General features: G+C 73.9%; 9 protein-coding genes. 3 read left to right on the forward strand and 6 right to left on the reverse strand.

Going from position 1 to position 11,712, the window contains the following annotated elements:
- Nucleotides 1–925: homocysteine S-methyltransferase family protein (locus tag AC5LUJ_RS14200; protein WP_493465074.1), on the reverse strand; the 925-nt coding region annotated here is incomplete at its 3' end.
- 254 nt (nucleotides 926–1,179) lie between these two features.
- On the opposite strand from AC5LUJ_RS14200, the gene AC5LUJ_RS14205 reads away from it, so the two are divergent.
- The gene (locus AC5LUJ_RS14205; protein ID WP_250282022.1) at nucleotides 1,180–2,019 is read left to right on the forward strand and encodes a PAC2 family protein; all 840 of its coding nucleotides are present in this window, start codon (nucleotides 1,180–1,182) and stop codon (nucleotides 2,017–2,019) included.
- 117 nt (nucleotides 2,020–2,136) lie between these two features.
- Here the strand turns inward: AC5LUJ_RS14205 and AC5LUJ_RS14210 are convergent, their stop codons facing one another.
- From AC5LUJ_RS14210 to AC5LUJ_RS14230, 5 genes are all read right to left on the reverse strand, one after another.
- A complete protein-coding gene (locus tag AC5LUJ_RS14210) occupies nucleotides 2,137–2,949 on the reverse strand; it encodes a hypothetical protein (protein WP_250282021.1) in 813 nt (270 codons plus the stop codon).
- 62 nt (nucleotides 2,950–3,011) lie between these two features.
- A complete protein-coding gene (gene mshC, locus AC5LUJ_RS14215; protein ID WP_250282018.1) occupies nucleotides 3,012–4,253 on the reverse strand; it encodes a cysteine--1-D-myo-inosityl 2-amino-2-deoxy-alpha-D-glucopyranoside ligase in 1,242 nt (413 codons plus the stop codon).
- 85 nt (nucleotides 4,254–4,338) lie between these two features.
- Entirely contained in the window at nucleotides 4,339–5,124 is a 786-nt protein-coding gene (locus AC5LUJ_RS14220; RefSeq protein ID WP_250282015.1) for an SCO1664 family protein, read from the reverse strand.
- Nucleotides 5,125–5,233: 109 nt separating this feature from the next.
- On the reverse strand, nucleotides 5,234–6,055 hold the full coding sequence (locus tag AC5LUJ_RS14225; protein ID WP_493465075.1) for a histidine phosphatase family protein: 822 nt from the start codon (nucleotides 6,053–6,055) through the stop codon (nucleotides 5,234–5,236).
- Nucleotides 6,056–6,212: 157 nt separating this feature from the next.
- Nucleotides 6,213–7,037, reverse strand: a complete 825-nt coding sequence (locus tag AC5LUJ_RS14230) for an undecaprenyl-diphosphate phosphatase (RefSeq protein WP_250291239.1) — start codon at nucleotides 7,035–7,037, stop codon at nucleotides 6,213–6,215.
- Nucleotides 7,038–7,468: 431 nt separating this feature from the next.
- On the opposite strand from AC5LUJ_RS14230, the gene AC5LUJ_RS14235 reads away from it, so the two are divergent.
- The gene (locus AC5LUJ_RS14235) at nucleotides 7,469–9,748 is read left to right on the forward strand and encodes an AAA family ATPase (protein WP_493465076.1); all 2,280 of its coding nucleotides are present in this window, start codon (nucleotides 7,469–7,471) and stop codon (nucleotides 9,746–9,748) included.
- The gene (locus tag AC5LUJ_RS14240; protein ID WP_250291237.1) at nucleotides 9,745–11,670 is read left to right on the forward strand and encodes a glycosyltransferase family 39 protein; all 1,926 of its coding nucleotides are present in this window, start codon (nucleotides 9,745–9,747) and stop codon (nucleotides 11,668–11,670) included. Before AC5LUJ_RS14235 ends, AC5LUJ_RS14240 begins: the two co-directional genes overlap by 4 nt.
- The last annotated feature ends 42 nt before the right edge of the window (nucleotides 11,671–11,712 follow it).

Here is an 11,712-nt window from a genome sequence, read left to right on the forward strand (position 1 = left end):
CACCCCGGCCGGCGACCCGCTCGACGACCTGGCGCAGGTGCTCGGGGGTGGTGCCGCAGCAGCCGCCGACGAGCACCGCGCCGTAGTCGCGGGTGAAGACGTCCTGGGCGTCGGCGAGCTCCGCCGGGGTCAGCGGGTAGGTGGCGCCGTCGCTGCCCAGTTCGGGCAGGCCGGCGTTCGGCATGACCGACAGCCCGGCCCGGGCCTGCTGGGACAGGTAGCGCAGGTGCTCGCTCATCTCGGCCGGGCCGGTGGCGCAGTTCAGGCCGATCAGGTCGATGCCGAGCGGCTCCAGCGCGGTGAGCGCCGCGCCGGTCTCCGAGCCGAGCAGCATCGTGCCGGTCAGCTCCACGGTGATCTGCGCGATCAGGGCCACCCGCCGGCCGGCCTCGGCCATCGCGCGGCGCGCCCCGATGATCGCGGCCTTGGCCTGCAGGAGGTCCTGGGCGGTCTCGACCAGGATGGCGTCGACGCCGCCGGCGAGCAGGCCGGCGGCCTGCCGCTGGTAGGCGTCCCGCAGCGGCCGGTAGGTGATGTGGCCGAGGCTGGGCAGCTTGGTGCCGGGGCCCACCGAACCGAGGACGAAACGGGGCTGACCCGGCCGGCTCCAGAAGTCGGCAGCCTCACGGGCGATCCGGGCGCCCGCCTCGGCCAGTTCCCCGATACGGTCGGCGATGCCGTACTCTCCAAGATTGGCGAGGTTGACCCCGAACGTGTTTGTCTCGACCGCGTCACACCCGACAGCGAAGTAGGCGTCGTGGACCGCCCGTACCACGTCTGGACGCGTCACGTTCAGGATCTCGTTACAGCCTTCGTGCCCGTCGAAGTCGTCGAGTGTCAGGCCGGTGGCCTGCAGCATCGTTCCCATGGCGCCGTCGGCCACCACGACGCGCTCGGCCAGGACGGACAGCAGATCTCCTCGCACGTCCGAAGCGTACCGGTAGCATCACCGCCGCCCATGGTCGTGGCTTGCGCCGCGTCCTGGGTTCGCCCTGCTTACGGGCCTTCCGGCCGGCAATATTTTTGTCAGCCGGACGGTGGGGCGGGACGGGCCGGGACGGTCCCGTGGCATTTCCCCGACAGTGGGGCACAAGGATCCGCCGGCACGCGCGAGCGTAGGACGTACCGTTGCACTGTCACAGGGGCAGTGAACCGCCAGGGGGCGGCAGGAGGTGGCAGGTGATCGAGTTCTCCGATGTCGGTCAGCTACGGTCGCCGATCGTAGTGGCTGCCTTCGAGGGCTGGAACGATGCCGCGGACGCGTCGTCCGCGGCCGTCGAGCATCTGGAGTCGACGTTCGACGCGCGGGTCGTCGGTGCCATCGACCCGGACGACTACTACGACTTCCAGGTGAACCGGCCGACGGTGAGCGGGACAGGCGACGACCGTAAGATCGCCTGGCCGACGACCCGGCTGTCGGTGGCGCGCCCGACCAGCGGCGACAGCGACCTGATCCTCATCCGCGGCCTGGAGCCGAACATGCGCTGGCGCAGCTTCACCGACGAGCTGATCGAGGCCGTGCACGCCCTGGGCGGCGAGACGGTGGTCAGCCTCGGCGCGCTGCTCGCGGACTCACCGCACACCCGTCCGGTGCCGATCAACGGCACCGCCGGGGACGCCGGCACCGCCGCCCGCTTCCGGCTGGACGCGTCGAAGTACGAGGGCCCGACCGGTATCGTCGGGGTCTTCGCGGACGCGTGTACCCGCGCCGGGCTGGCGAGCGTGTCCTTCTGGGCGGCGGTCCCCCACTATGTGGCGAACCCGCCCTGCCCGAAGGCGACGCTGGCGCTGCTGCGCCGGGTCGAGGACCTGCTCGACATCGAGATCCCCCTCGGTGACCTGGCCGACCGGGCCCGGGCCTGGGAACGCCAGGTGGACGAGCTCGCCGCCGGCGACACCGAGGTCGCCGAGTATGTCCGGGCACTTGAGTCGAGGGAGCCGGAGACCGAGCTGCCGGAGGCCAGCGGGGATGCGATCGCCCGCGAATTCGAACGGTACCTGCGGCGCCGCGGACGGTAGCCCACCGGCCCTTGGACCAGATCGTGCATGCCCTGCCCGAGTGCGACACACGACACAGGACCCTCCCCGCCGCCCGTTCTGACGCTCCGCCGCCCGGCGGCCGCCGTTCCTCGGCGGCTACTCCTCGACGACCTCGGCGTCGAGGATGTCCTCGTCGTCGCGGTAACGCGAGGAGCTACCGGGCACCTTCGCCGTCCGGGCGAAAAGGCTCGTATCGGTAAAGCTCGCATCAGTGACTTTCTGCTCTGAGCCTATCACTGTCTGCGCGGATGTAGCCACGTCCTCCGGACGGTACGCAGTGGCCCGTTCACGCTCCTCGGCGCCCACGCCCGCGGTCCCGGCCCGGGCCAGCTCCGTGACCGCCCGGTCGATCTCCTCGGTGTTGACCAGGCTGCGCAGCCGCAGCAGCGCGCCGAGCACCTCGCCCTGCTGGCGGCGCAGCGTCTCCAGGCTGCCGGACAGCTGCGTGATCTGCGTCTCGATGTCGGCCTGCCGCTGCCGGGCTTCCAGCCGGGACTGCTCGACCGCGTCGAAGAGCAGCCTGTCGGCCTGCTCGCGCGCCTTGCGCACGATGGGATGACTGGCGGCGGAGTCCTCGACGACCTCCTGGAGGGCCCGCTCCGCGATACCGCGGGCACCCGCGACGATCTCGTCGGCCTCCTGCTGCGCGATGGCCAGCATGATGCCGATCCGCCCACCCGCCTGCGCCGGCGACCGGTCGGGCAGCTGGGCCTCGGCGTCCCGGCGGCGGCGTTCGCTCTCCAGCGCCGCCTCGGCCGCGGCCGCCCGGGCCGTGACCTGGCCCGCGTACCGCCACAACGTGTCCAGGTACGCCTCGACCTGCTGGGGGTCGTAGCCCCGCGCCACCTCGTCGAATGTCGGCCGTTCACCGTAGGTTCCAGCGTCTGCCCGCTGGTAGTGGGCGCCCATCAACGTGAACATCCTCCAGGCACGACAGGGTCACGGCACGACAGGGTCACGGTACAACCGGGTCACGGTACAACCGGGTCAAGGTCCACCCCGAGCAGCGAGTCGATGATGGCACGTGCCAGTCCGGGAGCCTCGAGGTCCTGGCCGCCCACGGTCAGCGCCGTGGCCGCCCAGCGGTCGACCGCGGCGAGCGCGCCCGGGGCGTCGAGATCGTCCGCGAGATGCCGGCGGACGTCGTCGAGCAGCGGCCGGGCGTCCGGGCCGCGCTCACCGGCGGCCGCCGCCTGCCAGTGGGCCAGCCGGTCACGGGCGGTGTCGATCGCGCCCGGTGTCCACTCCCATCCCACGGTGTGCCGGTGGTCGAGCAGGGCGAGCCGGACCGCCGCCGGCTGGACACCGCCGCGCAGCAGCCGGGAGACGAACTCCAGATTCCCCCGCGACTTCGACATCTTGTGCCCGTCGAGGGAAACCATGGCGGTGTGCACGTAGGTACGGGCGAACGGCCACACCCCGCTGGCCGCCTCCGCGTGGGCGACGCCGCACTCGTGGTGGGGAAACACCAGGTCGGTGCCGCCGCCCTGAATGTCGATGCTGTCCCCGAGGTGCGCCAGCGCGATAGCCGCGCATTCGATGTGCCAGCCCGGCCGGCCCGGCCCGAACGGGGAGGGCCACGACGGTTCCCCGGCGCGTTCCGCCCGCCACAGCAGCGGGTCGAGCGGATCCTCCTTGCCCGCACGCCGCGGGTCACCACCGTTCTCCGCGGCCCGGGCGACCATTTCGGCGTGGCTGAGGTGGGAGACCTCGCCGAAGCGGGGAGCCACGCCGATCGGGAAATAGATGTCCTGTTCCACCGGGTAGGCCGCGCCACGGTCGCGCAACTGTTCGATCAGTTCGATGACAAGCGGAATCGACTCGACCGCCCCGGCGTACACCGCGGGCGGAAGGATGCGCAGCGCGGTCATGTCGGCGCGGAACAGTTCGGTCTGGCTGCGGGCAATCTCCCGCCAGTCCAGGCCATCCCGCCGGGCCCGCTCGAACAGCGGGTCGTCGACGTCGGTGACGTTCTGGACGTAGACGACGTCGTGCCCGGCATCCAGCAGAACCCGGTACGCCAGGTCGTAGGTGAGATAGGTGAATGCGTGCCCAAGATGCGTGGCATCATACGGGGTGATCCCGCAGACGTACATTCGGACTGTCTGCCCCGCGGCGAGTGGGCGCACGGCGCGGGTGGCCGTGTCGGAAACCCGGAGGGGTAATCCCCGGCCAGGCAGCCGGGAGCGAGAGGGAGCCGGCCAGGATTGCATATGGTCAGCGTAGCCGGACGCGCGGAACACGCAGTCGCTTCGGGGGATCCGCGGACCCGCGCCCGCCGGCCGGTTGGCCGGCAGGTCAGAAGGGCGGCCAGGGGATTGCCGGCCAGTCACCGGACGGCATCGGAAAACGGCGTTCGGTCAGCAGCCGGGCGGCCCGGGCCCGCAATCCGCCGATTTCCGCGGTGGTGAGAAGGCCGGCGAGCGCCGCCGCGAGCGGGCCGTCGAGAGCCTCCCGCAGGCAGGTGAGCAGTTCGGTCTCGTCCGCGCGCAGGCGCTGGCCCCGCCACGTCCACAGCACTGTCCGCAGTTTGTTCTCGACGTGGAAGGTCACTCCGTGGTCGACGCCGTAGACGCGGCCGGACGGGGCGGGCAGCAGATGCCCGCCCTTGCGGTCGGCGTTGTTGATCACGGCGTCGAACAGGGCGACCGCCCGCAGCCGGGGATCGTCGGAGCGGATGAGAGCAAGCAGGTCCACGGTCTCGTCGACGTCGATCCACAGCTGGACCATGCCCGTCCCGAACGGGCCGCCCCGCAGCACCGTGGGCGGCACGATCCCCGTCCCGGTCTCCTCGGAGACCAGGTAGGCCGCGCGTTCCCGGCCGGCCAGCGTCCCGTCGGGGAAGTCCCACAGCGCGCGCTCGCCGCGCACCGGCTTGTAGACGCAGCGCCGGTCGACCCCGTCCAGGCTGATCTCGCAGTACAGGGTGGCGTTGCTGGCCTCGAGCAGGCGTCCGGTGACGGTGATCTCGCCGTCCCGCAGCAGCGTGAGGGCGTCGGACGCGTCGAGGCCCCCGGTGTCGGCCGGACCGGGCCCCGGCCCCGGCCGTCCAGGCGGGGTGACGTTGGAAGCGGGCTCACTCACGCCACCCAGTCTGGACGGCCGGGTGCGCGCCCGTCCCGCCCTGTGGCCCACCCTGCTTATGGTTCGGGCTTATGGTTCGGCCTACGCCCCGCCGCCTACGCCCCGCCGCCTACGCCCCGCCGCCTACGACCGCGTCGCCCTCGTCGGCGGGGAACGTCAACGGGGCCGGCAGCAGGTCGGCGACGGGACCGCCCCGGTCGTTCACCCGGACCACGAACGGCCGCCGTTCGGTGTAGCGGATGATGGTCAGCGAGCAGGGGTCGATCAGTATCCGCTGGAACAGGTCGAGGTGGATGCCCATGGCGTCCGCGACGATCGCCTTGATGACGTCGCCGTGGGAGCAGGCCAGCCAGACCGCGCCCGGGCCCAGCCGGGTGTTCCAGTCCCGCACCGCGGTGACGGCCCGGTGCTGGGTGTCGCGCAGCGCCTCACCGCCGGGGCCGGGGAAGACCACCGCGCTGGGATGGTCCTGCACGGTCCGCCACAGCGGGTCGGCGGTCAGCACCTTCGTCTCCTGACCGGTCCAGTCGCCGTAGTGGCACTCCCCCAGCCGGTCGTCGAGCGTGACGGCGTCCCGCTCCTGCCCGCCGGCGCCCACTCCGGCGCCGGACGCGGCCGGGGCGGCCGGGGCGGCCGGGGCGGCCGGGGCGGCCGTGCCGGGCCCGGCAGGGCCGGCGTCACCGGCCTGTTCGTCTTCGCTCCGGCCCGCGGTGGCCGCCCGCTGTCGCGCGGCGATCGCCTCGGCGGTCTCCCGGCAGCGCTGCAGCGGGCTGGAGACGACGGCGGTGAGCGGGACGGACGCCAGCCGCCCGGCCAGCGCGTGGGCCTGCGCCCGGCCTCTGTCGTCGAGGCCGACACCCGGCGTCCAGCCGAGCAGGATGGAGCCGGTCACCGCGGTCAGCCCGTGGCGCACGAGCAGAACGGTGGTCACCGCGGCTGCCCGACGGTGCCCCGCACGGCGATCCCCGCCGCGATCCCTGTCGCGGCCCGCATGACGACCTGCACGATGCCCACCCGCGAGACGCTGTGTTGCCGGGACATGTTCCCAGGACCTGGTTTCCGGGACCTGGCTTCCGGAACGATCGCCGTCATGGCGTGGCCGCGATCACTCCGGAAGCGACCAGAGAGAGTACCAGGCTCCCCAGCGCCACCCGGTATGCGACGAACACCATCGTGCTGTGCCGGACGAGGAACTTCAACAGACCGGCTATGGAGGCGTACCCGACGCCGAAGGCGAGGATGGTCGCGATCACCGTGGCCCCGGTGCCCGCGCCGCCGTCCTCGCCGATCTTGCGGAGCTCCAGCAGGCCGGAGAGCACCACGGCGGGGATCGACAGCAGGAAGGAGTAGCGCGCGGCCGCCTCCCGGGTGAGCCCGGTCAGCAGCCCCGCGGTCATCGTCGACCCCGACCGGGACACCCCCGGGATGAGCGCGCACGCCTGGGCGCACCCGATGATGGCCGCGTCCCGCGGCCCGATGTCGTCGACGTCGCGCTTGAGCGTGGCCTTCCGCTCGGCGTACAGCAGCGCCAGGCCCAGCACGATCAGCGCCGAGCCGATCACCCACAGGTTGCGGGCACCCGTTTCGATCTGGTGCTGGAAGGCGAAGCCCATCAGCCCGATCGGGATCGTGCCCAGCCCGATGTACCAGCCGAGGCGGGAGTCGAGCGTACGGCGGATCTCCGGGTCCCGCAGGCCGCGGGCCCACGCCAGCGCGATGCGGCCCAGATCCCCACGGAAGTAGATCAGGACCGCGGCCATGGTCCCGAGCTGGGTGACCGCGGTGAACGCCGCGCCGGGATCCTCCCAGTCGAAGAACGCCGGGACGATCCGCAGGTGCGCCGTACTGGAGATCGGCAGGAACTCCGTCAGCCCCTGCACGGTGCCCAGCACGACTGCTTCCAGGGCGTTCACTCCCGGCCCCCTCTGTGTGGCTCTGCGTATGGCGTACGTGGCATTGCATGATCAATGCTGGACGTGGCCGCTGTCACCGCGATCGGCACGACAGGGGCGGTGTCGATGATCGGGATACGAGCCGCCACCGGGAGACCTGCTCAGGGTAACCGGCCGGACGCCGTGCGCCCGGCCGCCCCGGATCCGCCGTGGCGGGGCCCGCCGGGTCGCATCGACCTTAGCGGCCCCCGCCCACGGGCCCTCGCCCGAGGCTCCCCGGAGGGCGGGAGCCGCTGTTCCACTGATCGTCTGTGGATCCCCCGTCGATCCCCCGTCGCTCCCGCGTCGATCGCCGGTCGCTTCCGCACCGGACGTCACCGTCGGTAACTACTGGTGGCACGTCGGGATTCGGCGCGCAACGGCCGGTCCGACGGCCGCTCTAGACTGCCGGCATGCCGGCCGAGACCATCTCCACCGACGAGCCCCCCAGCCTGGTCAGCGACGGGGCGCCAGCGGACGGCCCGGTGGGCGCGACGGCCGCCGCGGCCGTCGGCCCGGGCGTCGATCCCGCTGTGGTGTTCACCGCCTTCTGCGCCGCCGGGCTGTGGCCGGGGCTCGGCCGGACGATCGCGGCCCGCCTGCCCGACGCCGGGATCCGCGCCCCGTCCGACGTGGACGCGGCCCGGCTGGCGACCGTCCCGGGGGTCCCTCCCGCGCGGGCCCGGCGGCTGGTGGAGTCCTTCGCCGCCGCCGGGGGCGCCTTTGCCGCGGCCGAGCTGCTCATCCTGGCCGACCTGCCGGTCCGCCTGGTCCGCCGGCTGGTCGACGAGCTCGGGCCGGGAGTGGCCGACGCCCTGCGTGCCGACCCGTGGGCGCTGCTCGCCGCGGGCGAGGCGGAGCTCACCCAGGCCGACCGGCTGGCCCGGGCCATGGGCGCGGGCCGTGACGACGACCGGCGCGGCCCCGCGGTGGTCGCCCACCTGCTGCGCCGCGCCGCGTCCCGCTTCGGGGACACCGCGGCGGAGGTGGACCCGCTGCTGCGGGCCGCCGCCCGTGACGGGGTCGTGGACCCGGCGGCGGCGCTGGGCAGCGCGGTCGAGGACGGCCAGGTGGTCATCACCGGCAGGCTGGCCGCGCTCGAGCGGTACGCCACGGCGGAACAGACCCTGGCCGAAGGGATCGCGCGGCTGCTGGCCCTCGCCGAGCCGCTGCGCCCCGGATCCGCCCGCCCCCGGCCGGCCACAACGGCCACAACGGCCACGACGGGCACGGCACCGGCACGCCCACCGGCCGCCGGCGAGGACGATGACGATCTTCCTGGCATGTTCGACGCCCTGGACGACATCGACGCCCCCGGCCCCGGGGAGAGCGCGGACGGCGCGGAGCCGGGCGGCCCCGCGGACGCCGCCGCCAGGGAAGCGGCCCCGGCAGCGGACGCGGACGGGAACGACGGGGCGGACGAGGACGACGAGGCGGATGAGGCGGACGAGGGCCTCGCCGCCGTCCTGGCCGGCCTGGACGAGACCCAGCTGCGCGCCGCCCGCACCGCCCTCGACGCCGGTGTGAGCCTGCTCACCGGCGGTCCGGGGACGGGCAAGAGCCGGACGGTCGCCGCGGTTGTGCGGCTCGCCCGCGCCGCCGGCGCGCAGGTGGCCCTGGCGGCCCCGACCGGCCGGGCCGCCAAGCGGCTGGAGGAGCTGTGCGAGTGGCCGGCGAGCACGCTGCACCGGCTGCTGCAGGCGCAGGGCACCTCCGGGACCTTCGCGCGCGACGCCGACAACCCGGTCGAGGCGGACCTCGTCGTGGTCGACGAGGTGTCCATGCTCGACGCCGAGCTCGCCGCGGCCCTTGTCGACGCCTGCGCGGACGGCACCCATCTGCTGCTCGTCGGGGACCCGGCGCAGCTGCCCAGCATCGGCCCGGGCCGGGTGCTGGCCGACCTGCTGGCGGCCGGGGTGGTGCCCGTGACCGAGCTGCGGCGCCTCTACCGGCAGTCCGAGGGCGGCGGGATCGCGACGCTGGCGACGGCCGTGCGCGCCGGCGAGCTGCCCCCGCCCCCGTCCGGGCCGGACCGCGAGGTGGTCGTGGTGCCCACCCGCGGCTCGGGCGAGGCGGCACACCGGGTCGTCCAGCTGGTCACCGGCTCCATCCCGCGGGCGCTGGGCATCCCGGTCGCGGACATCCAGGTGGTGACCCCCGTCCACGGCGGCCCCGCGGGGACGCAGGCGCTCAACGCCGCGCTCAAGCAGGCGCTCAACCCCGGTGCCGGGGCGGCCGGCGGGTTCGACGTCGGGGACCGGGTGGTGGCCACCGCGAACCATCTCGACGACGGGTTCGCCAACGGCGAGATCGGCGTGGTGACCGCGACCGGTGACAAGGGCGCGCTCACGGTGGCGTTCCCCGGCGGGGACGTGGTGGTCCCGGGCGGGATCGTCGGGGACCTGCGGCACGGCTGGGCGGTCACGGTCCACCGGGCCCAGGGCAGCGAGTGGCCGGCGGTGGTGGCCGTGTTCCCCCCGGAGGCGGGCCGGATGCTGACCCGTCCGCTGATCTACACCGCGTTGACCCGGGCGCGGCGGCACCTGTCGGTGGTGTCCGTCAACGGCCCGGCGCTGCGGGCCGCGGTACACAGCGCCGGTGGCCGGCAGCGCGCCACCCTGCTGCCGGTCCTGCTCGCCCAGGAGGTCCAGCCTGAGGCGGCCGACGAGGAGGGACGGCAGGACGGATCATGAGCCCATCCGAGCTTTCCCCCGCCCCCGTGCGGGCCGTGGCCGATCAACCGGCCGGCACCGACGATCGGCAGGCCGGCACTGTGAGTACCGTCTCGCTGGTGAGTGCCGACTTTTCCGGGAGCCCGGTGGCGGATCCGCCCGCGCCGGCGCCCCCCGCGCCGGCAGCGGTGCCGGCCGCGCCGGCGTCTCCACCGGCGGTAGGGCTGGAAACGGCGGTGGCGTCGAGCGCGGCACCGGCGGTGGCACCGACAGCACCGACAGCGGTGGCGGCACCGACAGCGGTGGCGTCCCGCCCGGAGGCGGCGCGCGTCCCGTCGGCGGCCGTTCCCGGCGAGGCCGAGCGGCCGCCGGCCACGCCCGACTGGGTGGCGCACGGGGAGCGCTGGCTGCGCCGGCTGCTGGTCGTCGGCACCATCGCCGCGATCGTGATCGGGGCCATCGCCCGCTTCGCGACCCCGAGCCATCTCTGGCTGGACGAGTCGCTGACGGTGGAGATCGCCCGCAGGCCGGTCGGCGGCCTGCTCGACGCGCTGCGGCGGGACGGCTCACCGCCGTTGTACTACCTGTCGCTGCACGTGTGGATCTCGATGTTCGGGACGGGTGACGTCGCCGTCCGTGCGCTGTCGGGCATCCTGTCGCTGGTCACCCTGCCGGTCGCCTGGATCGCCGGCCGCCGGGTCGGGCGGATCGCGGTGACGTTCGGCAGCGGTGACGCCGACACCCCGCGCCGGGCGGGCCTCGCCGCCCTGCTGCTGTTCGCCTGCTCGCCGTACGCGATCCGCTACGGCAGCGAGACCAGGATGTACTCGCTGGTCGTCCTGCTGGTCCTGCTGTTCGGGCTGGCCCTGGTGCGGGCGCTGGAGCGGCCGTCCCGCCGCCGGCTGGTGGTGCTCACCGTGGCCACCTCGGCGCTGGTCTACACCCACTACTGGACGTTCCTGCTGCTCACCACGGTCGCGGTCTTCCTCGCGCTGCAGGCGCTGCGCCGGGCGAACTACCGCCGCCCGGCGCTGTCGGCGCTGGCGGCGATGCTCGCCTCGGCGGTGGTGTTCGCGCCGTGGATGCCGTCCTTCCTGTTCCAGATGCTGCACACGGGCACGCCGTGGGCGGCCCGGGTGCAGGCGCAGGTGCTGCTGGACACGGTGTTCGACTGGGCCGGCCCGACCTCGACCGGCGCGCTGCTCGGGGTGGTCCTGCTCGCCGCGGCCCTGCTCGGCCTGACCGGGCGCCCGCAGGACGACGGGCTGCACATCGTCCCGACCGGGCGGGTGCCCGGCCGCTACCTGGTCGCGGTGTGGCTCCTCCCGCTCGCTCTCGCCTACCTGGTCAACACCACCGGCGGCAGTGCCTATACGGAGCGTTACACCGGGATCTCGCTGCCGGCCTGCCTGCTGCTCGCCGCGCTCGGCATCGGCCTGCTGCCCGGCCGGGCGCACGTCACGCTGCTGGTCATCGTCTGCGTGACCGGGCTGTTCGGCGGCTGGCACATGGCCCGGCAGGAACGCACCCAGAGCGGGGAGATCGCGAACCGGATCGCGGCGCTGGCCCGGCCGGGTGACGTGGTCGCCTACTGCCCCGACCAGCTGGGCCCGGCGGTGTACCGGGCGATCGAGCGCCGCGGCGGCCTCGACGTCCGGCAGATCGTCTACGCCGACACCAGCGGGCCGGCGCTGGTCGACTGGGTCGACTACGCGGAACGGATGCGACGGGCCTCCGGCGCCGACTTCGCCGCCCGGGTGAACGCGATGGCCGGGCCGGGGCACGCGGTGTTCCTGGTCCGGGCGGACGGCTACAAGACCCTGGAGGGGGCCTGCGCGGTCGTCTCCGACCAGCTGGCCGCCCTGCGCGACCGCACCTTCCAGGTCGACCGCCGCATGGTCTACGAGGGTGCCTCGCTGGAACGCTTCTCCACCCTGCGCTGACGGGCAGGCCGCCGCTGCCGGCAGCCACCCGGCCGGGCCGCC

This window comes from Protofrankia sp. CiP1_Cm_nod3 (genome assembly GCF_982290655.1).